The organism is Pseudomonas sp. Gutcm_11s (assembly GCF_028649395.1).
GTDB lineage: Bacteria > Pseudomonadota > Gammaproteobacteria > Pseudomonadales > Pseudomonadaceae > Aquipseudomonas.
In genome coordinates this window covers 38,894-62,770 of the sequence record NZ_JAQSUW010000009.1, presented here as the reverse complement: position 1 = coordinate 62,770, position 23,877 = coordinate 38,894, and the positions used below count along the sequence as shown (strand labels likewise).

Sequence of the window (23,877 nt, the reverse complement as noted above, 5' to 3'; positions counted from 1 at the left end):
GTTGCCGGCGGGCGTGAAGCCATTACGGTTGCAGCAGAGCGTCGGCCGGCACGGCGTCGCGCTGGGCGCCGGTCAGCAGGAAGTACACCATGCCGATGCTCATCAGGCCGAGGAACAACAGGGCGATGGTGCCGTTGAACCAGATCATCGCGGCCAGGCACACCAGCGCCAGGACCAGGGCGATGCCCGGCACCACCGGGTAGCCCGGCGCCTTGAAGGTGCGCTCCAGGTTCGGCTCGCTCTTCCGCAGCTTGAACAGGCTGAGCATGCTCATGATGTACATGACGATGGCGCCGAACACGCTCATGGTGATCATCGCCGCAGTCAGGCTCATGCCCTGCAGGGCGATCAGGCCGTCGCTGTAGATCGCCGCGATACCGACCAGGCCACCGGCGATGATCGCGCGGTGCGGAGTGTGGAAGCGCGACAACTTGGCCAGGGCCGGCGGCAGGTAGCCTGCGCGAGCCAGGGCGAAGAACTGCCGGGAGTAGCCGAGGATGATGCCGTGGAAGCTGGCCACCAGGCCGAACAGACCGATCCACACCAGCATGTGCAGCCAGCCGGAGTTCTCGCCGACCACGGCCTTCATCGCCTGCGGCAGCGGGTCGTTGATGCCGGACAGGGCCTTCCAGTCTCCCACGCCACCGGCCATCACCATCACGCCCATGGCCAGGAACACCAGGGTCAGGATGCCGGCGATATAGGCCCGCGGGATGGTGCGTTTCGGGTCCTTGGCTTCCTCGGCGGCCATGGCCGCGCCCTCGATGGCGAGGAAGAACCAGATGGCGAACGGAATCGCGGCGAAGATACCGGCGATGGCCGGCATGCCGAACACGTCGCTACCGGCCCAGCCGTTGAGCACGAAGTTGCTGAAGCTGAAGCCCGGCGCCACCACGCCCATGAACACCAGCAACTCGGCGACCGCCAGCACGGTGACCACCAGTTCGAAGGTGGCGGCGATGCTGACGCCGAGGATGTTGAGGGTCATGAAGATGAGGTAGGCACCGACCGCCGCCAGTTTCGGGTCGAGCCCGGGGAACTGCACGTTGAGGTAGGCGCCGATGGCCATGGCGATGGCCGGCGGAGCGAAGACGAATTCGATCAGGGTGGCCATGCCGGCGATCATCCCGCCGGTGGGGCCGAAGGCACGGCGGCTGTAGGCGAAGGGCCCACCGGCGTGCGGTATTGCGGTAGTGAGTTCGGTGAAGCTGAAGATGAAGCAGCTGTACATCGCCGCCACCATCAGCGTGGTGACCAGGAAGCCCAGCGTACCCGCCACGCCCCAGCCATAGCTCCAGCCAAAATATTCCCCGGAAATCACCAGACCCACGGCGATGCCCCACAGGTGCAGGGTGCCGAGGGTCGGTTTCAGTTTCGTTGTTGTCATTGCCAATTCCTCGATGTGAGAGCCACGTCAGACGTCGATCGCTTGGCGAGGATATCCAGCCAACCCCGGCCGAGACTTGACCTTGCAAAGTCCGCGCACGGCTGCAGAGTCAACTCGTCTGGCGGCCTGCAAGCCGCTCTGCGGCGGGCTTTGCGCCACATGAGTGCATTTCGTCGAGCACCCGCCCCAAGGCAATGCACAACCATTCTGATCAGGCGATCAACTTGCTCATCTAGAGCCTTCGCCGAGGGGGCATGAGTATTGCTAAACGTTACCTATCTCTCTGATGCGCACCGTCCATGTCGCTGAACATCCCTCATCCGCTGGCCATGACCGACGCCCCGAGCAATCTCGGCGTGCTGTCGGCCGCCGCCAGCGGACTGGATCGTTTCATCGGCCTGCAGGGTGGCGATGCCGAGCGGGTCTTCGGCGTGGCCGGCATCGACCCCGACCTGCTGCTGCACCCGACGCTGAGCCTGAGCCTGAGCAACTACTGCAAGGTGCTGGAGGAAGCGGCCGCCCAATCGGGCTGCGACAACTTCGGCCTGCGCTACGGCCAGCAGTTCCAGCCGCGCGCCCTCGGTCTGCTCGGCTATGTCGGGCTGTGCTCGGACAGCCTGGAGCAGGCGCTGCAGAACTTCGCCCGCGCCTTCCCCTATCACCAGCACGACACGCTGATCCGCCTGGTGGATATCGGCGAGTGCTACCGCTTCGACTACCAGGTGCGCCACCCGGCGATCCTCGACAGACGCCAGGACGCCGAGCTGACCATGGGCATGGCGCTGAACCTGGTGCGTCATGTGCTGGGCCCGACCTGGGCACCGCGCGCCGTGCTGTTCGAGCACGCGCGGCCGGAAGGCTGGCGCGAGCACCAGCAGGCGTTCGATGCACCGGTGCTGTTCGCCCAGCCCTGCAACGCCCTGCTGATTCCCAAGCGCGACCTCGCCGGACAACTGATGCCCGAGCGCGACCCGGTGCTGCTGATGCTGGTGCAGGACGCCATCGCCCGCCTCGGCGGCCAGCAGCACCAGCAGTGCCTGGTCGATCAGGCCCGCGGCCTGGTGCGCGACGCCCTACCGCTGGGTGAACCGGCGCTGGAGCAGATCGCCGCGCACCTCGGCCTGACCCCGGCAGCGCTGCAGCGCCGCCTGCGCGAACAGAACCTGTGCTTTTCGGCGCTAATCGATCAGGTGCGTCGCGAACTGGCCCTGCACTACCTGCGCCGGCGCCTGCCGGTCAGCGAACTGGCGCCGCTGCTCGGCTACTCCGAGACCAGCGCCTTCTCCCGCGCCTTCCGCCGCTGGTTCGACACCAGCCCACGGCAATGGCTACAGATGAGTACGGCCTGACCCCATGCTCGCACGCTACACTGGCGCCCCACGCGCCCACGCTGGAACCTTTGGATGACTGCCGCTCAGCCCGCGATATTCACCCCCGCCTGGCACGCCGAACTGGAGCTGGCCTATGCCCGCCAGCAGGACTGGACGCGCCCGGTACTGCGCCGCCACCTGGGCCCGCTGCGCGTGCAGAAGCACCTGCACGCCGAGGGCCCGCAGGTCTGCCAGCACATCATCGTGCACCCGCCCGGCGGCATCGCCGGCGGCGATACCCTGGACATCTCGGTCGAGGTTGGCGAACGGGCCTGGGCCCAGCTGACCAGCCCCGGTGCGGCCAAGTGGTACCGCGCCGCCAGCAGCGCCAGACAGACCCTGGAGCTGCGCGTGCAGCCCGGCGCCACCCTGGAATGGCTACCGCAGGAAACCATCGTCTACTCCGGCGCACGCGCCGAGCTGAGCACGCGCATCGACCTGCACGGCAACGCTCGCCTGTTCTACTGGGACATCGTCGCCCTCGGCCGCCCCGCCGCCGCCGAGCGCTTCGACGAGGGCCACTTCCAGGCGCGCCTGGACATCCGGCGTGACGGCCGCCCGCTGTGGCACGAACGCCAGCGCATCGACGGCGGCGACGGCCTGCTCGACTCGCCCATCGGCCTGGCCGGCCAGCCGGTGTTCGCCACCCTGCTGGTCAGCGGCGAGATCGATGCCGAACTGCTCGAACGCTGCCGCGAACTGCCCTGTGCAGGTCGTGGCGACCTGACTCAGCTGCCGGGCCTGCTGGTGGCCCGCTGCCTGGCCGGCGAGGCCCTGCACGCCCGCGCCTGGCTGATCGAACTCTGGCGCCTGTTGCGCCCTGCCCTGCTCGGCCGCGAAGCCGTGCCCCCAAGAATCTGGAGTACCTGATGGATCTTTCGCCCCGCGAAAAGGACAAGCTGCTGATCTTCACCGCCGGCCTGGTCGCCGAGCGCCGCCTGGCCCGTGGGGTCAAGCTCAACTACCCGGAAGCCATAGCGCTGATCTCCGCCGCCCTGCTCGAAGGCGCGCGTGATGGCCAGACCGTGGCCGAGCTGATGCATTTCGGCACCACCCTGCTGAGCCGCGAGCAGGTGATGGAAGGCGTGCCGGAGATGATCCCGGATATCCAGATCGAAGCCACCTTCCCCGACGGCACCAAGCTGGTGACCGTCCACCAACCGATTGCCTGAACCATGAGCCTGATCATTCGCGATGCAGTGGCGGCCGACCTGCCGGCCCTGCGTGACATCTTCAACGACGCGGTACTCAACACCACCGCGATCTGGATGGACAACACCGTCGACCTGGCCAACCGCCAGGCCTGGCTCGCCGCCCGCGCCCAGCAGGGCTACCCGGTGCTGGTGGTCGAGAACGCCGACAGCGAGGTGGTCGGCTACGCCTCGTTCGGCGACTGGCGCCCCTTCGACGGCTTCTGCAACACCGTCGAGCACTCGGTCTACGTGCGCGCCGACCAGCGCGGCAATGGCCTCGGCCCGCAGCTGATGGCGGCGCTGATCGAACGCGCCAAGGCCTGCGGCAAGCATGTGATGGTCGCCGCCATCGAGAGCGGCAACGCCGCCTCAATCCGCCTGCACGAGCGCCTCGGCTTCGTCACCACCGGGCAGATGCCGCAGGTGGGCCGCAAGTTCGGCCGCTGGCTGGACCTGACCTTCATGCAACTGACCCTCACCCCGGAGCGCAGCGCACCATGATCCCCGGCGAATACCAGATCCAGGATGGCGAGATCGAACTCAACGTCGGCCGCCGTACCCTTAGCGTGACCGTGGCCAACAGCGGCGACCGGCCGATCCAGGTCGGCTCGCACTTTCACTTCTTCGAGACCAACGACGCGCTGAGCTTCGACCGCGCGGCCACGCGAGGCATGCGCCTGAACATTCCGGCCGGCACCGCGGTGCGTTTCGAGCCGGGTCAGTCGCGCGAGGTGGAGCTGGTCGAGCTGGCCGGCGGGCGCAGCGTCTACGGCTTCGCCGGGCGGGTGATGGGCAAGCTCTGATAGCGACACCGCCGAGCGTCGCCAACTGCATTCCCACGCCGAGCCTGGGAACGAACAACGAATACAGGAAGTGCCGATGAAGATTTCCCGCCAAGCCTATGCCGACATGTTCGGCCCCACCGTCGGCGACAAGGTGCGCCTGGCCGATACCAATCTGTGGGTCGAGGTGGAGCAGGACTTCACCACCTACGGCGACGAGGTGAAGTTCGGCGGCGGCAAGGTCATCCGCGACGGCATGGGCCAGAGTCAGCTGTGCGCCGCCGACGTGGTCGACACGGTGATCACCAACGCGCTGATCATCGACCACTGGGGCATCGTCAAGGCTGATGTGGGCCTCAAGGGCGGACGCATCGCCGCCATCGGCAAGGCCGGTAATCCGGACATCCAGCCCGATGTGACCATCGCCATCGGCGGCGCCACCGAAGTCATCGCCGGCGAGGGCATGATCCTCACCGCCGGCGGCATCGACACCCATATCCACTTCATCTGCCCGCAGCAGATCGAAGAAGCCCTGATGAGCGGCACCACCACCATGATCGGTGGCGGCACGGGCCCGGCCACCGGCACCTTCGCCACCACCGTCACGCCGGGGCCGTGGCACATGGCGATGATGCTCAAGGCCGCCGACGCCTTCCCGATGAACATCGGCTTCACCGGCAAGGGCAACGTCTCGCTGCCCGAGCCGCTGATCGAGCAGGTCAAGGCCGGCGCCATCGGCCTCAAGCTGCACGAGGACTGGGGCACCACGCCGGCGGCGATCGACAACTGCCTGAGCGTGGCCGACCAGTACGACATCCAGGTGGCGATCCACACCGACACCCTCAATGAATCCGGCTTCGTCGAGACCACCCTCGGCGCGTTCAAGAACCGCACCATCCACACCTACCACACCGAGGGCGCCGGTGGCGGTCATGCGCCGGACATCATCAAGGCCTGCGGCTTCGCCAATGTGCTGCCCAGCTCGACCAACCCGACCCGGCCGTTCACCCGCAACACCATCGACGAGCACCTGGACATGCTGATGGTCTGCCACCACCTCGACCCGAGCATCGCCGAGGACGTGGCCTTCGCCGAAAGCCGCATCCGCCGCGAAACCATCGCCGCCGAAGACATCCTGCACGACCTCGGCGCGTTCTCCATGATCAGCTCCGACAGCCAGGCCATGGGCCGCGTGGGCGAAGTGATCACCCGCACCTGGCAGACCGCCGACAAGATGAAGCAGCAGCGCGGCGCCCTTCCGGGCGACGGCCCGGGCAACGACAACTTCCGGGTGAAGCGCTACATCGCCAAGTACACCATCAACCCGGCAATCACCCACGGCATCAGCCACGAGGTCGGTTCCATCGAAATCGGCAAGTTCGCCGACCTGGTGCTGTGGCGCCCGGCGTTCTTCGGCGTGAAACCGACCCTGATCCTCAAGGGCGGCGCCATCGCCGCCAGCCTGATGGGCGACGCCAACGCCTCGATCCCCACCCCGCAGCCGGTGCACTACCGCCCCATGTTCGGCAGCTATGCCGGCATGCTGCACGCCACCAGCCTGACCTTCATCAGCCAGGCGGCATTCGAGGCAGGCGTGCCGCAACAGCTCGGCCTACAGAAGCAGATCGGCGTGGTCAAAGGCTGCCGCTCGGTGACCAAGGCCGACCTGATCCACAACGACTACCTGCCGAGCATCGAGGTCGACCCGCAGAACTACCAGGTGAAGGCCGACGGCCAGCTGCTCTGGTGCGAACCGGCCGAGGTGCTGCCGATGGCGCAGCGCTACTTCCTGTTCTGAACATTCGACGCTTGCCGCCAGGGCGTGCGTGCGGTTGACTGCCGCCATTCAGTATTGGAAGTCGAGCATGTCCAACGCCCTGCGCGAGCAACTCCGGCAGCAGCTGCTGCCCTGGCTGGAAACCCGCGGCTTCGTCGCCGACCAGCCGCAGAACGCCCTGTTCTGGACCTACCGGCGCGAGGTCGGCGAGCAGCTGCAGATTCTCGAGGTGCAGTGGGACAAGTACCGCCGCCCGCGCTTCATCCTCAACTACGGCACCTGCCCGCGGCAGGGCCTGGTCATCGACGGACGCACCGTTGCCGCCAACGCGATGGCTGCCGGCTGGACCGAGGATGCGGGGCGCGCACACGCCGGCACCTCGGCCGAGGAACACTGGTTCCGCCAGGACCTGCCCTGGTGGCGATGCCTGCTCGGTACCACGCCATTGCTCGATGCGCGGCCGATCCTGCACGGCGTGCAGATCTGCCTCAACGAACTGGATATCTACTGGGCCAGCGGGCTGCTGGGCCCACACATGTGGCCGCTGGCACGCGCCGAGCGCACCGCCCTCACGCCTCCCGCGGGCGACGCTGACTCCAGGCCAGCGCCGCACCGCTGAGGATGATCACCGCCATGCCGAGCATCGCCCCGGCGTCCGGCAGGTGGTTGAAGGCCAGCGCACCGATCAGCGCGGCGGTGAGAATCTGGATGTAGGTGAACGGCGCCAGGCTGGCCGCACTGGCAAAACGCAGCGCGTGGGTCAGCAGCATGTGCCCGCTCATGGCCAGGGCGCCGAGCGCCGCCATCAGCAGCAGGTCGTGCAACTGGGGTAGCTGCCAGGTCCAGGGCAACAGCAGCGCCGAAGTCAGGGTGCCGATCAGCGCGGTGATGTAGTTGCTGGTGGCCGGATCGTCGGTGGCGCTGAGGCGCCGGGTCAGCAGCTGGTACAGGCCGAAGCAGCTGGCCGCCGCCAGCGGCAGCAGGATCGCCGGGGTGAACAGCGCACCGCCCGGCCGCACGATCAGCAGTACGCCGAGCATGCTGCCGCCAATGGACAGCCACACGCCGCGCCCCACCGACTCCTTCAGCCACAGCACCGAGAGCACCACGACCACCAGCGGCGCGAGGAAGATCACCGCCGTCGCCTCGCCCAGCGGGATGTAGCGCAGGCCACCGTAGAACAACAGGGTCACGCCGACCAGGCTGAGGCCGCGCGCCAGCTGCAACAACGGGCGCTGGGTACGCAGCAGGCCGCGGCCCATGCGCGGGGCGAACAGCGCGGTCATCAACAGGGTCTGAGCCAGATAGCGGAACCACACCACCAGCAACAGTGGATAGGTACTGGTCAGGGTCTTGGCCAGTGCATCCTGAGTAGACAGCAACAGACCGGCGGCGAGGATCAACAGAATGCCCAGACCGGGGCGCGAGTGCGGAGGCAAGTTCACAACAACCTAATAATGAGCCGACTAACAATTCTGCCAAAGCCCACCTCCGGCAGCCAGCGCCGGCCGTCTCGCCAACGAGCAGCGAATCCAGGCGGCACTAGAGTGAAGACATCATCCACTCGCGGAGTCCGCCATGCCCAACCTGCACCACACCCCCATCATGGCCTGCCTGCTCCTGCTGGCCGCCACGGTACAGGCCGAGACCCTGATCCCGCTCAACGGCCAGAGCCAGCAACAGATCCAGAGCGACATGGCCAGTTGCCAGAGCCAGAGCGCCAGCACCTCGAGCGGCACCAGCGAAAGCCACACCGGCGGTCGCCTGCGTGGCGCGGCGGTGGGTGCCGCAGCTGGTGCCACCGCCGCACAGGTACGTGGCAACCAGCACGACGAGATCTATGACCGGGTCGATGACGATGTGAAGCAGCAGTACCGGCAGAACCAGGCCCGCGAGACGGCCGCCGCCGGCGCAGTGGTCGGCGCCTCACGCCAGCGTCGTGAACGGCGCCAGGACCGTCGTACCGACCAGGCGGCGCAGGGCAGCTCCAGCCAGGCCTACCTGAACTGCATGAGTAGCCGCGGCTATTCGGTCAGCCCCTGATCAGCGCAGCTGGCTGTCCTTGCTGCCGCGGCGGTTGTAGCCGCTGAAGGCCTCCTGCTCGCGATCATGCTGCGCCTGGCAGTTCACGCACAGGCGCACGCCGGGCACGGCCTTGCGCCGAGCCTCGGGGATCGGCGCATCGCACTCCTCGCAGTGGCTCAGGCTCTCGCCTCGGGGTAGCTGGCTGCGCGCACGGGCGACGGCATCTTCGATGCTGCTGTCGATCTGCTCCTGCACGGCGCCATCGTTGGTCCAGCCTCCGGCCATGCAACACCTCCGTCAGATGGGTCTTCATTGCAGGTATGCGCCCGCCCCGGAGCGAATGCAAGCGCAGCGCCGAACTATGCTTGAGCGAGTCGCGGAGGAAATCTGTCCATGTCTTGCTCTCGCCTGCTGGCGGTGCTCGTGCTCGGTTGCTGTTCCCTGCTGGCCAGGGCGGAGACCCTGGTCGCCATCGACAACGCCAACCCGCCCTTCATGTACCAGCAGGGCGACCAGCCCATGGGCCTCTACCCGCTGATCCTGCAGGCGGTGTTCGCGCGCCTCGGCGAGCCGCTGGAGATCCAGCCGATGCCGTGGAAGCGCGCCCTGCTCAGGGGCGCGTCGGGCGAACTGGGCATTGCCGGCATCTACAAGAACACCGAACGCCTGCAGCGTTTCGACTATTCGGCGCCCATCTTCGAGGAACGCCTGCTGCTCTACGTGCAGCGCGAGCGGCCGCTGCGCTTCCAGCGCATCGAGGACCTGTACGGCAAGCGCATCGGCGTGATCCGCGGCTGGAGCTACACGGAGGAGTTCGATCGGGCCGTGCGCGGCGGGCAGATAAAGGCCGAGGAAGGCAGCTCGGACGACGCCAACCTGCGCAAGCTGGCGTCCAGTCGGCTGGACGCGGTGATCGCCATCGAGCTGGCCGGCCAGCGCCTGCTCAGCCAGCCGGGCCTGGAGCATCTGGAGGCACTGCCCCAGCCACTGAGCATCAACCCCACCTTCCTGGTCTTCGCCAAGCAGGCCGCGCACCAAGAGCTACTGCGGCGCTTCGACCAGACGTTGCAGGACATGCGCCAGGACGGCTCGCTGCAGCGCCTGATCGAACAGGCGGTCGCTACTCCTTGACGTTCATGTACTCGCGCGCCCAGACGATGTAGTCCTCGGGCTGGGTGTACTTGTGCGTCAGTTCGGTGGCGTTGAGGTCGCTGGCGGCGATGCCGCGTTGCTCGCGCAGGCAGTCATAGGTGGCCTTGATCGCGGCGAAGTAGGCAGCATGGCCGTCCACCACGATGCGCACACCGAGGCGGGCCAGGCGCGCGTCGTCGCGCAGCGAGGGGTTGCCGTAGCTGACCAGCATCAGCGGCACACTGAGGTTCTCCGCGATCAGCTCCAGGTGCTCGAAATCACGCACGCCGACCATGCAGATGCCGTCGGCGCCGGCCTCCTGGTAGGCCATGGTGCGGCGCACCACTTCCGCGTCGTCGAGCACACCGGCGTTGGTGCGGGCGATGATCGCCAGCTCCGGATCGAAGCGTGCTTCCAGCGCCGCGCGGATCTTGCCGACGCCCTCGTCGACGCCGATCAGGTCAGTGGACTTACGGCCGAACTGGGCTGGCAGCAGGGTGTCCTCGATGGTCAGGGCGGCCACGCCGGCGCGCTCCAGTTCGACCACAGTGCGCATCACGTTGAGCGCGTTGCCGTAGCCGTGGTCGGCGTCAGCGATGAACGGCAGACGTGCCACACGGCCGATGCGGGTGGCCTGCTCGGCGAACTCGCTGAGGGTGATCAGGGCGAAATCCGGCGCGGCCAAAACTTGTAGTGAAGCTACAGAACCGCCCAGGATTCCCACCTCGAAACCGAGGTCGGCGGCGATGCGCGCGGACATGGGATCGAACACCGAAGCCGTGTGATAGCAGGCGTTCGAGTTGAGCAGTGCACGGAATTGCACGCGAAGGTCGTGGTGCGAGGCTATTTGCATGGTAGGCGCTACGGCTAATTCTTGGTCTCTTGGGACGGCCGATTATGTAGTAAAACTACAAAACCAGCCAGGCATTCACGTCGCAAAGCTTCGCAGCCGCTCCTTGCGCCTCGCTTTCAGCACCACTCCTCTTCCGCCAAGACTAGCCCGCTCCCTTCTGAGGTGGATTCTTCTCGCTCTATTTTGTTATGTTATTTCATCTATATAAGGAAATGACATGAAAAACCCGCAATACATCCGAGCCATCGGAATATCTTCGCTGCTGCTGCAAGGCAGCGCCTGGGCCGAGGAACCGCTACAACTGGAGAGCCTGTCCATCAGCGACAGCCAGATGGAGAGCGCCACCAGCCCGGTCGAAGGCTACCGTGCCACCCGTTCGAGCACGGCCACGCGCAGCGATGTGGATATCCGCGACACGCCGCAGAGCATCGAAGTAGTCCCGGCCCAGGTGCTGGAAGATCTCAACACCACGCGTATCGACCGCGCCCTGGACTTCGCCGGTGGCGTATCGCGGCAGAACAACTTCGGCGGCCTGACCTTCCTCAACTACAGCGTGCGCGGCTTCACCACCGGCGAGCTGTACCGCAACGGCTTCGCCATCAACCGCGGCAGCTACAGCTCGCCGGACGCCTCGGGCATCGAGCGCATCGAGGTTCTGAAGGGGCCATCGGCCAGCCTGTACGGCCGGGGTGATCCGGGCGGCCTGGTCAACATCGTCAGCAAGCGCCCGCAGGCGGAGGCCTTCAGCAAGCTCAACCTCAGCGCCGGCAGCTGGGATCGCTACCGCACCAGCCTGGACGCCAACACCCCACTCAACGAGGACGGCACGCTGCTGTCGCGCATCAACCTGGCGGTCGAGAACAACGGCAGCTTCCGCGACTACGTCGGCAACAGCCGCCAGGTGGTCACCCCCTCGCTCAGCTGGCAGCTGGACGACGATACCCAGCTGCTGCTCGATGCCGAGTTCTCCCGCACCGAGTCGGTGTTCGACCGCGGCATCCCGGCAGTGAATGGCGAGCTGGGCTCGGTAAAGCGCTCGACCTTCCTCGGCGAGCCCAACGACGGCGAGATCCGCAACGACAACCAGACCCTCGACCTGGCGCTGGAGCGCTATCTCAACGACGACTGGAAGCTGCGCCTGGCCAACCACTACACCCAGGGCACCCTGCGTGGCGACAGTTCCGAGCCGCAGAAGCTGGTCGGCGACACCATCACCCGCTTCTACCGCCAGCGCGATTTCGAGTGGAACGACAACATCACCCAGGCCGAGCTGCACGGCAGCTTCGAGCTGGGTGGCTGGCAGCACCAGAGCCTGATCGGCCTGGAGTACGAGAACTACCGCAACAGCCAGAAGTACCCGCAAAGCGAGACCCTGGCCAGCTACGGCCTGGACATCTACAACCCGGTGTATGGCAAGCCCAAGCCGCCGCTGACCAGGGCCAACGACTTCCATGAACACACCGAGAGCTATGCCCTCAATCTGCAGGACCAGATCGCCTTCACCGAGCGCCTGCGCGGCCTGGTCGGCGTGCGCCTGGAGCGTGTCGAGCAGACCTCGCTGAACCGCACCACGCAGGTCAGCAACGAGCAGAAGAAGGACGTCGCCACCCCGCGCGTCGGCGTGCTCTACCAGCTCACCCCGGAAGTCGGCGTATTCGCCAACGCCGGCACCTCGTTCAAGCCCAATTCCATTGGCAGCCAGGGCCAGGTGTACAAGCCGGAGAAGGGCCTCGGCTACGAGAGCGGCCTCAAGCTCGACCTGTTCGACGGCCGCCTCGGCGGCACCATCGCGCTGTTCCACATCGACAAGGAAAACGTCGTCACCACCGACGCCCTGGGCGACAGCGTGGCCGCCGGCAAGGCGCGCAGCCAGGGCCTGGACATGCAGTTCAGCGGCCAGCTCGGCGACGCCGTGCGGGTGATCGGCGCCTACGCTTACATCGACGCCGAGGTGACCAAGGGCGACGCTGCCATCCCCACCGGCAGCGACCTGCTCGGCATCCCCCAGCACAGCGGCAGCCTGATGGCGGTGTACGAGTTCCAGGGCGGCGCCCTGCAGGGCTCGGATATCGGCGCGGCCGTCACCTATGTCGGCGAGCGCTCCGGCCAGGCCGGCAGCGACTTCCGCCTGGCCGCCTACGAGACGCTGGACCTGCTCGGCCACTACAAGGTCAGCGACGACCTGACCCTGGGCGTGAACCTCAACAACCTCTTTGACCGCAAGTACTACGAGCGCGCCTACAACAGCTCCTGGGTGCTGCCCGGCGAGCCGCGCAACCTCAGCTTCAGCCTGAGCCTCAACCTCTGATCACAAGGAAACTCCCGATGCGTACTACCCTCCCCCTGCTGCTCGCCGGCCTACTCGTCTGCGGCCAGGCGGCCGCCCACGGCCTGTGGACCGAACAACGCCGCGGCAACCACGAGGTGGTCTACGGCCACGGCGCCGAGGACAGCGCCTTCAAGGCGCAGAAGATCAGCGGCGCCTGGGCCTACGACGCCGGCGGCAAGATGATCCCGGTCAGCGTGCAGCGCCTGGATGACCACGCCCGCCTGCAGCCGCTACGCGCACCGGCGGTGCTGGCCGTAGCCTTGGACAACGGCGCCTGGTCGCAGACCCCGGACAAGCAATGGGTCAACCAGGGCCGCAACCAGGTGCCGAACTCGACACACTCGCTGCACACCTACAAATACAGCCTGGCCATCCATCAGGGCGGCGCCAAGTTGCCGGACCTGAGCAAGCTGCGCATGGCCATCGTGCCGCAGAGCGATCCGCTCGCGGTCGGCCCGGGCAAGCCACTGCGCGTGCGTGTGCTGGTGGATGGCAAACCGCTGCAGGGCGTGAAGCTGATCGGCGACTACCGCGGTATGCCGGACGAGGTCAGCGCCACCAGCGATGCCGAGGGCTACGCCACGCTGACCGTGCGCAACGCCGGCCTCAACATCATCGCCGCCTCGGCGTACGTGCCCGTGAAGGGTGATGCGGATATCGACGAGCTCGGCTTCTTCAGCTCGCTGACCTTCGTCGGCAGCGAGCATCACGAGTAAGCCTCAGGGCCGCTCGATCTGCGGCAACCAGCGCTCGCGAATACGGCGCAGGCTGCCGTCCTCGCCCATACCATCGAGCGCCCGCTGCCAGCGCCGCACCTGCGCGGCGTCGGTGGCCGGCGAGAAGGCGATGTAATAGTCGGAGCGCATGAAGGCCAGGTGGCTCTGCACCTGGTCCGGGGTCAGGCCACCGCTGGCCAGCTCCTCGCGCAGGGTCAGGTCCTCGGTGGCGATCAGCTTGACCCGGCCGTGCTTGAGCATGGTCACCATGTGCTTGGCGCTGGGCACGCCGTAGAGGTTGGTGAAGCCCATGCGCTCGAGCGTCTCGTAGGTGTACCACTGCTTGGGCAGCGCCAGGGTGCCGGCATGCGCGGCCTGCTCCAGGCTGTCGATCTGCAGCTGGCTCGACTTCAGCGAATAGAAGCGCGTGGAACCACGCAGGATGGGACCGACCCACTGGAACGACGGTTCCCGGTCGACCGTGCGCACCACCGAGAACAGTGCGGTATCGGCGTCGGTCTTGGCCAGGTGGTAGGCGCGGGTCCAGGGCAGCAGTTCGATGGTCGCGGTGCTGTCAGTGCGCCGGATCAGCTCGCGCACCACCTCCACCGCATAGCCGTCGGGTTTGCCGTCATGCAGGAAGCTGGTCGGTGGCGCCTCCTCGGTGAGCAGGCGCAGCTCGCCTGCCGCCCAACTCGGCAGCAGACCCAGCACCAACCAGAGAAACCACCGCAAACGCATTCGACTACTCCACCCCGCCCGTGAGCCTAGCTCATGCTGACCGCGGAATCAGCCTCGGAGTGACACTTGGCCGCAGATCGGCTGCCATGAAAGGCGCGGAATAGACGCTAGCGCGTGCGCAATCCGACGCCAGAGCCGGCGAGCCGACCTGCGGCATGCACGAAACGCTTTGCTCGCATAGAATGCGCGGCCGTTTTTCCGGAGCACAGCATGAATCCCTCCCGTCCCGCCAATGCCCTGGGCATCGACTTTGGCACCTCCAACTCCACCGTCGGCTGGTGGCGGCCGGGTATGGAGCCGCTGATGGAGCTGGAAGACGGCAAGATCACCCTGCCCTCGGTGATCTTCTTCAACACCGAGGAGCGCCGCCCGGTCTACGGTCGCCAGGCGCTGGGCGAGTACCTGGAAGGCTACGAAGGCCGCCTGATGCGTGCGCTCAAGAGCCTGCTGGGCTCCAAGCTGCTGAAGAGCGAGACCACCGTGCTGGGCAGCGCCCTGCCGTTCCGCGACCTACTCGGCTTCTTCATCGGCGAGCTGAAACGTCGCGCCGAGGCCCAGGCCGGCCGCGAGTTCGAGCAGGTGGTGCTGGGTCGCCCGGTGTTCTTCGTCGACGAAGATCCGCAGGCCGATGCCGAGGCCGCCAACACCCTGCTGGCGGTGGCACACAAACTGGGCTTCAAGGACGTGTCGTTCCAGTTCGAGCCGATCGCCGCGGCCTTCGACTATGAGCGCACCATCAAGCGCGAGGAGCTGGTACTGATCGTCGACATCGGCGGCGGTACCTCGGACTTCTCGCTGGTACGCCTGGCTCCCGAGCGACGCGAACTGAACGAGCGCCAAGACGACATCCTGGCCACCGGCGGCGTGCACATCGGCGGTACCGACTTCGACAAGCAGCTGAGCCTGGACGGTGTCATGCCGCTGTTCGGCTACGGCAGCCGGATGAAGAGCGATGCGCTAATGCCCACCAGCCACCACCTCAACCTGGCCACCTGGCACACCATCAACGCCGCCTACGCGCAGAAGGCCCAGCTGGCGCTGAAGAACATGCGCTACGACATCGTCGACCCGACCGGTATCGACCGCCTGCTGCGCCTTACCGAACAGCGCGCCGGGCACTGGCTGGCCATGCAGGTGGAAGAAGCGAAGATCAGCCTGACCGAGCGCGACGCCTACCTGATCGACCTGGCGCGCATCGAGGACGGCCTCAGCGCCATGCTCGACCGGCCGCTGTTCGACCAGGCCATCGACGGCCTGCTGCAGCGCATCCGCGCCGGCGTCGATGAGCTGCTGGCCCGTGCCGGGGTCGCCCACGAGGCGGTCGACACCATCTTCTTCACCGGCGGCTCCAGCAGCGTGCCGGCCCTGCGTCAGAGCGTCGCCGCCCTGCTGCCGAATGCCCGCGCCACCGAGGGCAACAGCTTCGGCAGCATCGGCAGTGGTCTGGCCATCGAGGCCGCGCGTCGCTACGGCTAGACCATTGGTGATGACGGTCGCTGCAGGGCGATCGGCAAACCGCTAAGGTGTGCATTCATTCCCTGGAGAACGCCATGCGCACCAGCCTGCTTCTGCTCAGCCTGTTCACTCTCGCCGCCTGCGACGGCGGCGTGGCCACCGCCACCACTGCCAAGCTGCAGGCCGACAAGGCGCAGCAGGCCCAGCAGCAGATGGAACAGCTCAAGCAACAGATCGAGCAGGTCAACGCGCAGAGCCAGCAACGCCTGCAGCAGCTGGAACCACAAGGCCAGCAGTGAAACGAAAAAGGCCGGGCAAATGCCCGGCCTTTTCTTTATCCGCCTGGATCAGGCCGCGCGTCTGAGCAGGAATAGCCCGGCCACGGCGCAGATGGTCGCCGGCACCACCACCGCCAGCAGCGGCGAGAAGCCGAACACCAGGCTGGACGGGCCGAGCAGGTCCTGGGCGATACGAAACACAAAGCCCACCAGCACACCGGTGAACACACGCTGGCCGAGGGTCACCGAACGCAGCGGGCCGAAGATGAAGGAGATCGCCATCAGCACCAGCGCGGCAGTCACCAGTGGCTGCAGCACCTTGGTCCAGAACGCCAGCCAGTAGCTGCCGTTGCTCAGCCCCTGTTCGGCCAGGTAATGGATATAGCGCCACAGGCCGGTCACCGACAGCGCATCCGGCGCCAGCACCACGGTGCCGAGCAGCTGCGGATTGAGCTCAATGTCCCAACGCTCGCTAGCGGCCTTCTGCACCTCGGTGCTCTTGTCGTGGAAGCGAGTGGTCTTCACATCCTCCAGCAGCCAGTGGTCGCCCTGGTACTGGGCGCGGCGGGCGAAGCTGGCGGACTCCAGCTTGCGCTGGTCATCGAACTGATAGCGGGTCACACCGAACAGGCGGCCGTTGGGCTGCACGGCGTTGATATGCACGTACTCCTGGCCCTGGCGGTGCCACAAACCGTGCTTGGAGCTCTGCGCCTCACCGCCACCCTGGGCCAGGGAGCGGTAGGCCTGGGCCTGGTTCTCGCTCCAGGGCGCCAAATACTCGCCGACCAGAACGCCGGCCAGCATCAGTACCAGCATGGGCTTCATCACCGCCCAGACGATGCGACCGACCGAAACGCCGGCGGCGCGCATGATGGTCAGTTCGCTGTTGCTGGCCAGGCTACCGAGGCCGATCAGGCAACCGATCAGCGCCGCCATCGGCAGCATCTCGTAGGCGCGCCGCGGCAGGGTCAGCAGCACATAGACCAGCGCCTCCAGGGTGCCGTAGCCGTCGCTGAGGTCGCCCAGTTCGTCGATGAAGGCAAACAGCAACGCCAGGCCGACGATGATGCCGAGCACCGAAAGAATGGCGAAGAACACACTGGTGCCAATGTAACGATCGAGCTTACGCATGGGCCATCTCCTTGGCGGCGCGACGGCTGGCCCGCTTGAGCATCATCGGTTGCCAGAGGAACAGGGCGGCGCCGATCAGCAGGAACAGCACGTGCACCCACCACAGGCCCAGCTCCATGGGAATCTTGCCCTTGTCCAGCTGGCCGCGCGCGGCGATCAGCAGGGCCAGGTAGGCCATGTACAGGAGGATCGCCGGGAGCAGCTTGAGGAAGCGGCCCTGGCGCGGGTTGACCTTGGACAGCGGCACCGCCAGCAGGGTGACGATGAACACCAGCAGCGGAATCGACAGGCGCCACTGCAGCTCGGCCTGGTAGCGCGGATTGTCGCTGCCGAACAGCTCGCGGGTCGGAATCGCCTCGCGCTCGCCGATCTCGCCGCTGACGCTGGGCTTGGGCAGCAGCACGCCATGGGTCTGGTATTGCGTGGCACGGTAATCGGCCTGGCCCGGGTTGCCGTCGTAGCGGTAGCCGTTCTCCAGGATCAGATAGCGGCTGCCATCGGCCTGGATTTCCTGGCGGCCCTTCTCGGCGACCAGCACGGTGATGCCACTTTCCTTAGCCTTCTCGCCATTGGCCGGGGAGCTCATGCGCTTCTCGGTGATGAACACGCCGCTGAGCTGGCCACGGTCCTCGGACAGGCCCTCGGTGTAGGTCACCCGCGAGCCATCCTTCATCGCCTGGAAACGCCCGGGCACCAGGGTGTCGAACTCGGTCAGGGCGTCCTGCTGGTTGAAGATGCGCGCTACCTCGCTGACGCCCTGGGGCGCCAGGCCCAGGCTCAGCCAGGCGACCATCAGGGCGACCACGGTGGCCGGCGCCATGCTGTAGGCCAGCAGGCGGCGGTTGCTCATGCCGGTGGCCGAGAGCACGGTCATCTCGCTGTCCAGGTACATACGCCCGTATGCCAGCAGGAAGCCGAGGAACAGACCCAGCGGCAGAATCAGCTGGAGGAAGCCGGGCATGCGGTAACCCATGATCAGGAACAGCACGCCGGGGTCCAGCACGCCCTGCGCCGCCTGGGCCAGGTACTTGATGAAGCGGCCGCTCATGATGATCACCAGCAGCACGGCACTCACCGCACCGAGGGTCGTCAGCACTTCACGGGACAGATAACGGAAGACGATCAAACCGGACGCTCCAGGGTTGTCAGGCGCAGGCAGGCACGCTCACACTAGCCGCACTCGGTAGCACGGCCCGCCATGGCGGACCTCGAAAAAATGACCGGCATTATCCGTCAAACCCGCTTCTTTGTCTTGGGGACAGCACATGGAATTCCTCGTCAAAAGCACCCGCCCGGAAACCCTGAAGACCGCGACCCTGGTGGTCGCGCTCGGTGAAGGCCGCAAGCTCGGCATTGCAGCCAAAGCCGTGGACGACGCCAGCGGCGGCGCCATTACCACCCTGCTCAAGCGCGGCGACATCGCCGGCAAGCAGGGCCAGACCCTGCTCTTGCACAGCCTGCCGGGCCTCAAGGCCGAGCGCGTACTGCTGCTGGGCAGCGGCAAGGGCGAGCTGTCTGACCGCCAGTTCCGCAAATTGGTTGCAGCCGCCCATGGCGTACTGAAGAACCTCGGCGGCGCAGATGCCGTACTGGCCCTCGGCGAGCTCAAGGTCAAGGGCCGCGATGCCTACGCCAAGACCCGCCTGCTGGTGGAGACCCTGGCCGACGGCGGCTATGTGTTCGACCAGTTCAAGAGCAAGAAGGCAGAGCCCAAGGCGCTGAAGAAGATCACCCTGATCGCCGACAAGGCCGAGCAGGCCGATGTCGAGCGCGGCAGCCTGCACGCCCAGGCCATCGCCACCGGCATGGCCTTCACCAAGGACCTCGGCAACCTGCCGCCGAACCTGTGCCACCCGAGCTACCTGGCCGAAGAGGCCAAGGCCCTGGCCAAGGCGCACAAGAACCTCAAGGTCGACATCCTCGACGAGAAGAAGCTCAAGGAACTCGGCGCCGGCGCCTTCCTCGCCGTAGCCCAGGGCAGCGAGCAGCCGCCGCGGATGATCGTGCTCAACTACCAGGGCGGCAAGAAGGACGAACAGCCCTTCGCCCTGGTCGGCAAGGGCATCACCTTCGACACCGGCGGCATCAGCATCAAGCCGGCCGCCGGCATGGACGAGATGAAGTACGACATGTGCGGCGCCGCCAGCGTGCTCGGCACCCTGCGCGCCGTGCTGGAGCTGCAACTGCCGATCAACCTGGTGTGTCTGCTGGCCTGCGCCGAGAACATGCCGAGTGGCCGCGCCACCCGCCCGGGTGACATCGTCACCACCATGAGCGGGCAGACCGTGGAGATCCTCAACACCGACGCCGAAGGCCGCCTGGTGCTGTGCGACACCCTCACCTATGCCGAACGCTTCAAGCCGCAGGCGGTGATCGACATCGCCACCCTCACCGGCGCCTGCATCGTCGCCCTGGGCAGCAATGCCTCCGGTCTGATGGGCAACAACGACACCCTGGTGAAGCAGATCCTCAAGGCCGGCGAGCACGCCGACGACCGCGCCTGGCAGCTGCCGCTGTTCGACGAGTATCAGGAGCAACTGGACAGCCCATTCGCCGACATCGCCAACATCGGCGGGCCCAAGGCCGGCACCATCACCGCCGGCTGCTTCCTGTCGCGCTTCGCCAAGAGCTACCACTGGGCGCACCTGGACATCGCCGGCACCGCCTGGATCAGCGGCGGCAAGGACAAGGGCGCCACTGGCCGCCCGGTTCCCCTGCTGACCCAGTACCTGCTGGACCGGGTCAAGTGAGAGTCGAGTTCTACGTACTCTCCTCCGCCACACCGGAAGGCCGCCTGCGCGCGGCCTGCCAGTTGGCCGGCAAGGCCTGGAAGGCCGGGCTGCCGGTATTCCTGCGCGGCGCCGACCAGGCGCAGTGCGAGGCGCTCGACCAGCTGTTGTGGAGCGCCCGCCCGGAATCCTTCATCCCCCACGACCTGCACGAGACGGACCCGCAGGCCCCGGTGGTGATCGGCCTCGATCAGGAGCCGGCGCAGGCCGGCGGGGTACTGCTCAACCTGCACCCGCAGCTGTCGCCGCACCTGTCCCGTTTCAACCGGGTGATCGAGATCGTCAACCAGGAACCGGCCCTGCTCGCCCAGTGCCGCGAGAGCTTCCGCCAGTACCGCCAGCTCGGGCATGACCCGCAGCGCGTGGAACTCTGAACGTCAGCGTGGTCGAAATGCCACGCCCTTAGGCGTAGAATTCCCCGCCCCGTCCACCTCGTCAGCCCGCAACGCCCATGGATAGCTCCAAACCACCGAAGTCCGATCTCCTGCTGGACGATCTGGAAGCCATCCGCCAGCTGCTGGAAAAAGATCAGCTGGAGCCGCCGCTGCTGACCGAAACCCTGGACGACGACCTGCAGATCCCCCTGCTCTCGGACATCATCGAGCACGGTGCCGAGGCGCCTGCCACAAGTACTCCGGCAAACCCTGCGCAGCCTGCCCCGGCAGCAGTGACCACTCCACCGGTCACCAGCGTGCCGCTGTCCTATCCGGTACAACCCGCCGTCGCGCCTGCGCCCGCTGCCACGCCGGCACCAGCGCCCCAGCCCAAGCCAGCCGCCCCGACCGCGCAGAGCATCAGCAGCGCCGTGCAACACAGCCTGGCCGCCAGCCAGAGCAAGCTGGACGCCGAACTGCGCTCCGCCGCCCAGCTGATCCTGCAGGACGTGATCGACGACTTCGTACCGCAGATCGAGGCCGAGCTGAAACGCCGCCTCGACGCCCGCCTGGACCGCCTGCTCAAGCAACCCAAGGCCTAGCCAGCACGCCAGCCGGCGGCCAGTGGCCCAGCGCGGGTAGCAGCCGGTATACTTGCCGGCTTTCCCGATCAGTTGCCAATACGGTCCCGCCGCACCCATGGACAAGACCTACCAGCCCCACGCCATCGAAACCGCCCTGTACGAGAACTGGGAGGCGAACAACTACTTCGCCCCGCAAGGTTCCGGCGAGCCCTACACCATCATGATCCCGCCGCCGAACGTCACCGGCAGCCTGCACATGGGCCATGGCTTCAACAACTCGATCATGGACTGCCTGATCCGCTTCCGCCGCATGCAGGGCCGCAACACCCTGTGGCAGCCGGGCACCGACCACGCGGGCATCGCCACGCAGATGGTGGTCGAGCGCCAGCTGGCCGCCGATGGCATCGGCCGCCACGATCTGGGCCGCGAGAAGTTCCTGGAGAAGGTCTGGGAGTGGAAGGAACAGTCCGGTGGCACCATCACCCGGCAGATTCGTCGTCTGGGCTCCTCGGTGGACTGGTCGCGCGAGCGCTTCACCATGGACGAGGGCCTGTCCGAAGCCGTTAAAGAAGCCTTCGTGCGCCTGCACAACGACGGCCTGATCTACCGCGGCAAGCGCCTGGTCAACTGGGACACCAAGTTCCACACCGCCATCTCCGACCTCGAAGTGGAAAACCACGACGAGAAAGGCCACCTGTGGAACCTGCGCTACCCGCTGGCTGACGGCAACAAGACCGCCGACGGCAAGGACTACCTGATCGTCGCCACCACTCGCCCGGAAACCATGCTCGGCGACAGCGCCGTGGCCGTGCACCCGGAAGACGAGCGTTATAAAGCCCTGATCGGCACCTTTGTCGAGCTGCCGCTGGTGGGCCGCCGTATCCCGATCATCGCCGACGACTACTGCGACCCCGAATTCGGCACCGGCTGCGTGAAGATCACTCCGGCCCACGACTTCAACGACTATGAAGTCGGCAAGCGCCACAACCTGCCGCTGCTCAACATCTTCGACAAGAACGCCGCCGTACTGGCCAAGGCCCAGGTGTTCAACATCGACGGCAGCGTCAACAGCGAGATCGACGGCAGCCTGCCGGCCGAATACGCCGGCCTCGACCGCTTCGTCGCCCGTAAGCAGATCGTTGCCGCCTTCGAGGCCGCCGGCCTGCTCCAAAGCATCGACGACCACGCCCTGAAAGTGCCGAAGGGCGACCGCTCCGGCACCGTCATCGAGCCGTGGCTGACCGACCAGTGGTACGTCTCCACCAAGCCGCTGGCCGAAAAAGCCATCGCCGTGGTCGAGAGTGGCGAGATCCAGTTCGTGCCCAAGCAGTACGAGAACATGTACTTCAGCTGGATGCGCGACATCCAGGACTGGTGCATCAGCCGTCAGCTCTGGTGGGGCCACCGCATCCCGGCCTGGTACGACGACGCCGGCAACGTCTATGTCGGCCGTGACGAGGCGGAAGTACGCGCCAAGCACAACCTCGGCGACGCTCCGCTGCGCCAGGACGAAGACGTGCTGGACACCTGGTTCAGCTCCGGCCTGTGGACCTTCTCCACCCTCGGCTGGCCACAGCAGACCGACTTCCTCAAGACCTTCCACCCCACCGACGTGCTGGTCACCGGCTTCGACATCATCTTCTTCTGGGTCGCCCGGATGATCATGCTGTCCACCCACCTGACCGGGCAGATTCCGTTCAAGACCGTGTACGTGCACGGCCTGGTGCGCGATGGCCAGGGCCAGAAGATGTCCAAGTCCAAGGGCAACGTGCTCGACCCGCTGGACATCGTCGACGGCATCGAACTGGACGCCCTGCTGGAGAAACGCACCAGCGGCATGATGCAGCCCAAGCTGGCCGAGAAGATCGCCAAGCAGACCCGCGCCGAGTTCCCCGAAGGCATCGCCGCCTACGGCACCGACGCCCTGCGCTTCACCAACCTGGCGCTGGCCTCCACTGGTCGTGACATCAAGTTCGACATGGGCCGCGTCGAGGGTTACCGCAACTTCTGCAACAAAATCTGGAACGCCGCCAACTTCGTCACCGAGAACACCGATGGCCAGGACACCGGCATCAATGGCGAAGCAGTGGAGCTGTCGCCGGTCGACCGCTGGATCATCTCCGCCCTGCAGCGCTGCGAGCAGGACGTGACCCGCCACCTCGACGCCTTCCGCTTCGACATGGCCGCCCAGGCCCTCTACGAGTTCGTCTATGAGTACTGCTCGTGGTATCTGGAGCTGGTCAAGCCGGTGCTGTGGGACGAAAACGCGCCGGTCGAGCGCCAGCGCGGCACCCGCCGCACTCTGGTGCGCGTGCTGGAAGTGATCCTGCGTCTGGCCCACCCGTTCATGCCCTTCATCACCGAGGAAATCTGGCAGCGCATCAAGGGCCAGGCCGGCGTCAGCGGTGAGACCATCATGCTGCAGGCCTGGCCGGTGGCGAACGAGAGCCGCATCGACGCTGCTGCCGAAGGCGACATCGAGTGGATCAAGCAGCTGATGCTCGGCGTACGCCAGATCCGTGGCGAGATGAAGATATCCCTGGCCAAGCGCATCGACATCATCGTGCAGAACGCCAACGCTGAAGACCTGCGCCGCCTGGCCGACTTCGAGCCGCTGCTGAACAAGCTGGCCAAGCTAGAGTCGGTACGCGTGCTGGCCGCCGGTGAAGAAGCGCCGATGTCCGCCACCACCCTGGTTGGCGAGATGCAGGTGCTGGTGCCGATGGCCGGGCTGATCGACAAGGACGCCGAGCTGGCGCGCCTGGACAAGGAAATCCAGCGTCTGCAAGGCGAAGTCCAGCGCGTCGGCGGCAAGCTGAGCAACGAAGGCTTCGTCGCCAAGGCGCCGGCCGAAGTGCTCGACAAGGAGCGCGCCAAACTGGCCGAAGCCGAACAGGCGCTGGCCAAGCTGGTCGAGCAGCGCGAGAAGATCGCCAATCTGTAACCCCCACAAGGCCCGCGC

The 23,877-nt window shown here is 66.4% G+C and carries 24 protein-coding genes; 17 read left to right on the top strand and 7 right to left on the bottom strand.

The genetic code is table 11. The annotated features are described in order from the left end of the window. Nucleotides 1-22 precede the first annotated feature (22 nt). Nucleotides 23-1,387, bottom strand: a complete 1,365-nt coding sequence (gene eat, locus PTT45_RS02930) for an ethanolamine permease (RefSeq protein WP_273811446.1) — start codon at nucleotides 1,385-1,387, stop codon at nucleotides 23-25. 299 nt (nucleotides 1,388-1,686) lie between these two features. Between eat and qhpR the strand changes: the two genes are divergently transcribed. From qhpR to PTT45_RS02895, 7 genes are all read left to right on the top strand, one after another. Further along, on the top strand, nucleotides 1,687-2,736 hold the full coding sequence (qhpR, locus tag PTT45_RS02925; protein ID WP_273811445.1) for an AraC-like transcriptional regulator QhpR: 1,050 nt from the start codon (nucleotides 1,687-1,689) through the stop codon (nucleotides 2,734-2,736). Between the two features lie 54 nt (nucleotides 2,737-2,790). Beyond that, nucleotides 2,791-3,627 carry an urease accessory protein UreD gene (locus PTT45_RS02920; protein WP_273811444.1) on the top strand — a complete coding sequence of 279 codons (837 nt, stop codon included), beginning with the start codon at nucleotides 2,791-2,793 and terminating at the stop codon, nucleotides 3,625-3,627. Continuing rightward, nucleotides 3,627-3,929 (top strand): urease subunit gamma, encoded by a 303-nt coding sequence (locus PTT45_RS02915; RefSeq protein WP_273811443.1) that lies wholly within the window; start codon nucleotides 3,627-3,629, stop codon nucleotides 3,927-3,929. Before PTT45_RS02920 ends, PTT45_RS02915 begins: the two co-directional genes overlap by 1 nt. Nucleotides 3,930-3,932: 3 nt before the next feature. Beyond that, nucleotides 3,933-4,451, top strand: a complete 519-nt coding sequence (locus PTT45_RS02910) for a GNAT family N-acetyltransferase (RefSeq protein ID WP_273811442.1) — start codon at nucleotides 3,933-3,935, stop codon at nucleotides 4,449-4,451. Then, nucleotides 4,448-4,753 (top strand): urease subunit beta, encoded by a 306-nt coding sequence (locus PTT45_RS02905; RefSeq protein WP_043307126.1) that lies wholly within the window; start codon nucleotides 4,448-4,450, stop codon nucleotides 4,751-4,753. Before PTT45_RS02910 ends, PTT45_RS02905 begins: the two co-directional genes overlap by 4 nt. Nucleotides 4,754-4,829: 76 nt before the next feature. After that, nucleotides 4,830-6,530, top strand: coding sequence for an urease subunit alpha (ureC, locus tag PTT45_RS02900; protein WP_273811441.1), 1,701 nt, complete (start codon nucleotides 4,830-4,832; stop codon nucleotides 6,528-6,530). 67 nt (nucleotides 6,531-6,597) lie between these two features. Then, the gene (locus PTT45_RS02895; protein ID WP_273811440.1) at nucleotides 6,598-7,128 is read left to right on the top strand and encodes a hypothetical protein; all 531 of its coding nucleotides are present in this window, start codon (nucleotides 6,598-6,600) and stop codon (nucleotides 7,126-7,128) included. Here the strand turns inward: PTT45_RS02895 and PTT45_RS02890 are convergent. Then, nucleotides 7,079-7,948 (bottom strand): DMT family transporter, encoded by an 870-nt coding sequence (locus PTT45_RS02890; RefSeq protein ID WP_273811439.1) that lies wholly within the window; start codon nucleotides 7,946-7,948, stop codon nucleotides 7,079-7,081. The genes PTT45_RS02895 and PTT45_RS02890 overlap by 50 nt on opposite strands. Before the next feature lie 139 nt (nucleotides 7,949-8,087). Between PTT45_RS02890 and PTT45_RS02885 the strand changes: the two genes are divergently transcribed. Then, nucleotides 8,088-8,552, top strand: a complete 465-nt coding sequence (locus tag PTT45_RS02885; RefSeq protein ID WP_273811438.1) for a YMGG-like glycine zipper-containing protein — start codon at nucleotides 8,088-8,090, stop codon at nucleotides 8,550-8,552. Here PTT45_RS02885 and PTT45_RS02880 read toward each other — a convergent pair whose 3' ends face one another. Beyond that, complete coding sequence (locus tag PTT45_RS02880) at nucleotides 8,553-8,819, bottom strand: DksA/TraR family C4-type zinc finger protein (protein ID WP_273811437.1); 267 nt, start codon at nucleotides 8,817-8,819, stop codon at nucleotides 8,553-8,555. A 108-nt stretch (nucleotides 8,820-8,927) separates the two neighbouring features. Here PTT45_RS02880 and PTT45_RS02875 point away from each other — a divergent pair, with 108 nt between their 5' ends. Then, entirely contained in the window at nucleotides 8,928-9,665 is a 738-nt protein-coding gene (locus PTT45_RS02875) for a substrate-binding periplasmic protein (RefSeq protein WP_273811436.1), read from the top strand. Here the strand turns inward: PTT45_RS02875 and PTT45_RS02870 are convergent. Continuing rightward, complete coding sequence (locus tag PTT45_RS02870) at nucleotides 9,655-10,518, bottom strand: isocitrate lyase/PEP mutase family protein (RefSeq protein ID WP_273811435.1); 864 nt, start codon at nucleotides 10,516-10,518, stop codon at nucleotides 9,655-9,657. The two genes, PTT45_RS02875 and PTT45_RS02870, sit on opposite strands and share 11 nt — an antisense overlap. 331 nt (nucleotides 10,519-10,849) lie before the next feature. On the opposite strand from PTT45_RS02870, the gene PTT45_RS02865 reads away from it, so the two are divergent. Together PTT45_RS02865 and PTT45_RS02860 are read left to right on the top strand one after the other, a co-directional pair. Then, a complete protein-coding gene (locus PTT45_RS02865; protein ID WP_273811773.1) occupies nucleotides 10,850-12,826 on the top strand; it encodes a TonB-dependent siderophore receptor in 1,977 nt (658 codons plus the stop codon). A gap of 17 nt (nucleotides 12,827-12,843) precedes the next feature. Further along, nucleotides 12,844-13,563 (top strand): DUF4198 domain-containing protein, encoded by a 720-nt coding sequence (locus PTT45_RS02860; protein ID WP_273811434.1) that lies wholly within the window; start codon nucleotides 12,844-12,846, stop codon nucleotides 13,561-13,563. A 3-nt stretch (nucleotides 13,564-13,566) separates the two neighbouring features. On the opposite strand, the gene PTT45_RS02855 is transcribed toward PTT45_RS02860, so the two are convergent. Then, nucleotides 13,567-14,304, bottom strand: a complete 738-nt coding sequence (locus PTT45_RS02855) for a substrate-binding periplasmic protein (RefSeq protein WP_273811433.1) — start codon at nucleotides 14,302-14,304, stop codon at nucleotides 13,567-13,569. A gap of 210 nt (nucleotides 14,305-14,514) precedes the next feature. On the opposite strand from PTT45_RS02855, the gene PTT45_RS02850 reads away from it, so the two are divergent. Together PTT45_RS02850 and PTT45_RS02845 are read left to right on the top strand one after the other, a co-directional pair. After that, on the top strand, nucleotides 14,515-15,780 hold the full coding sequence (locus PTT45_RS02850; protein WP_273811432.1) for an Hsp70 family protein: 1,266 nt from the start codon (nucleotides 14,515-14,517) through the stop codon (nucleotides 15,778-15,780). A gap of 74 nt (nucleotides 15,781-15,854) precedes the next feature. Further along, a complete protein-coding gene (locus PTT45_RS02845) occupies nucleotides 15,855-16,058 on the top strand; it encodes a hypothetical protein (RefSeq protein ID WP_273811431.1) in 204 nt (67 codons plus the stop codon). 48 nt (nucleotides 16,059-16,106) lie between these two features. Here the strand turns inward: PTT45_RS02845 and lptG are convergent, their stop codons facing one another. Both lptG and lptF read right to left on the bottom strand, forming a co-directional pair. After that, nucleotides 16,107-17,168 (bottom strand): LPS export ABC transporter permease LptG, encoded by a 1,062-nt coding sequence (gene lptG / locus PTT45_RS02840; protein WP_273811430.1) that lies wholly within the window; start codon nucleotides 17,166-17,168, stop codon nucleotides 16,107-16,109. Next, a complete protein-coding gene (gene lptF / locus PTT45_RS02835) occupies nucleotides 17,161-18,294 on the bottom strand; it encodes an LPS export ABC transporter permease LptF (protein WP_273811429.1) in 1,134 nt (377 codons plus the stop codon). The genes lptG and lptF overlap by 8 nt, the downstream gene beginning before the upstream one ends. Nucleotides 18,295-18,433: 139 nt before the next feature. Between lptF and PTT45_RS02830 the strand changes: the two genes are divergently transcribed. The 4 genes from PTT45_RS02830 to PTT45_RS02815 all read left to right on the top strand — a co-directional run bounded on the left by PTT45_RS02830 (nucleotide 18,434) and on the right by PTT45_RS02815 (nucleotide 23,859). Continuing rightward, complete coding sequence (locus PTT45_RS02830) at nucleotides 18,434-19,918, top strand: leucyl aminopeptidase (protein ID WP_273811428.1); 1,485 nt, start codon at nucleotides 18,434-18,436, stop codon at nucleotides 19,916-19,918. Continuing rightward, nucleotides 19,915-20,331 carry a DNA polymerase III subunit chi gene (locus tag PTT45_RS02825; RefSeq protein WP_273811427.1) on the top strand — a complete coding sequence of 139 codons (417 nt, stop codon included), beginning with the start codon at nucleotides 19,915-19,917 and terminating at the stop codon, nucleotides 20,329-20,331. Before PTT45_RS02830 ends, PTT45_RS02825 begins: the two co-directional genes overlap by 4 nt. A 77-nt stretch (nucleotides 20,332-20,408) precedes the next feature. Continuing rightward, nucleotides 20,409-20,933, top strand: a complete 525-nt coding sequence (locus tag PTT45_RS02820; protein ID WP_273811426.1) for a DNA polymerase III subunit chi — start codon at nucleotides 20,409-20,411, stop codon at nucleotides 20,931-20,933. Between the two features lie 97 nt (nucleotides 20,934-21,030). Then, nucleotides 21,031-23,859 (top strand): valine--tRNA ligase, encoded by a 2,829-nt coding sequence (locus tag PTT45_RS02815; RefSeq protein ID WP_273811425.1) that lies wholly within the window; start codon nucleotides 21,031-21,033, stop codon nucleotides 23,857-23,859. Nucleotides 23,860-23,877 lie beyond the last annotated feature (18 nt).

Bases quoted from the DNA above. Each gene is read 5' to 3' on its own strand.
- PTT45_RS02920 (WP_273811444.1), top strand. From the start codon at position 2,791: ATGACTGCCGCTCAGCCCGCGATATTCACCCCCGCCTGGCACGCCGAA.
- lptG (WP_273811430.1), bottom strand. From the start codon at position 17,168: ATGCGTAAGCTCGATCGTTACATTGGCACCAGTGTGTTCTTCGCCATT.
- PTT45_RS02845 (WP_273811431.1), top strand. From the start codon at position 15,855: ATGCGCACCAGCCTGCTTCTGCTCAGCCTGTTCACTCTCGCCGCCTGC.
- PTT45_RS02880 (WP_273811437.1), bottom strand. From the start codon at position 8,819: ATGGCCGGAGGCTGGACCAACGATGGCGCCGTGCAGGAGCAGATCGAC.
- PTT45_RS02855 (WP_273811433.1), bottom strand. From the start codon at position 14,304: ATGCGTTTGCGGTGGTTTCTCTGGTTGGTGCTGGGTCTGCTGCCGAGT.
- PTT45_RS02875 (WP_273811436.1), top strand. From the start codon at position 8,928: ATGTCTTGCTCTCGCCTGCTGGCGGTGCTCGTGCTCGGTTGCTGTTCC.
- PTT45_RS02905 (WP_043307126.1), top strand. From the start codon at position 4,448: ATGATCCCCGGCGAATACCAGATCCAGGATGGCGAGATCGAACTCAAC.
- PTT45_RS02820 (WP_273811426.1), top strand. From the start codon at position 20,409: ATGGATAGCTCCAAACCACCGAAGTCCGATCTCCTGCTGGACGATCTG.
- ureC (WP_273811441.1), top strand. From the start codon at position 4,830: ATGAAGATTTCCCGCCAAGCCTATGCCGACATGTTCGGCCCCACCGTC.
- PTT45_RS02910 (WP_273811442.1), top strand. From the start codon at position 3,933: ATGAGCCTGATCATTCGCGATGCAGTGGCGGCCGACCTGCCGGCCCTG.
- PTT45_RS02865 (WP_273811773.1), top strand. From the start codon at position 10,850: ATGGAGAGCGCCACCAGCCCGGTCGAAGGCTACCGTGCCACCCGTTCG.
- PTT45_RS02870 (WP_273811435.1), bottom strand. From the start codon at position 10,518: ATGCAAATAGCCTCGCACCACGACCTTCGCGTGCAATTCCGTGCACTG.
- PTT45_RS02850 (WP_273811432.1), top strand. From the start codon at position 14,515: ATGAATCCCTCCCGTCCCGCCAATGCCCTGGGCATCGACTTTGGCACC.
- eat (WP_273811446.1), bottom strand. From the start codon at position 1,387: ATGACAACAACGAAACTGAAACCGACCCTCGGCACCCTGCACCTGTGG.
- PTT45_RS02830 (WP_273811428.1), top strand. From the start codon at position 18,434: ATGGAATTCCTCGTCAAAAGCACCCGCCCGGAAACCCTGAAGACCGCG.
- PTT45_RS02860 (WP_273811434.1), top strand. From the start codon at position 12,844: ATGCGTACTACCCTCCCCCTGCTGCTCGCCGGCCTACTCGTCTGCGGC.
- PTT45_RS02895 (WP_273811440.1), top strand. From the start codon at position 6,598: ATGTCCAACGCCCTGCGCGAGCAACTCCGGCAGCAGCTGCTGCCCTGG.
- qhpR (WP_273811445.1), top strand. From the start codon at position 1,687: ATGTCGCTGAACATCCCTCATCCGCTGGCCATGACCGACGCCCCGAGC.
- PTT45_RS02885 (WP_273811438.1), top strand. From the start codon at position 8,088: ATGCCCAACCTGCACCACACCCCCATCATGGCCTGCCTGCTCCTGCTG.
- PTT45_RS02915 (WP_273811443.1), top strand. From the start codon at position 3,627: ATGGATCTTTCGCCCCGCGAAAAGGACAAGCTGCTGATCTTCACCGCC.
- PTT45_RS02815 (WP_273811425.1), top strand. From the start codon at position 21,031: ATGGACAAGACCTACCAGCCCCACGCCATCGAAACCGCCCTGTACGAG.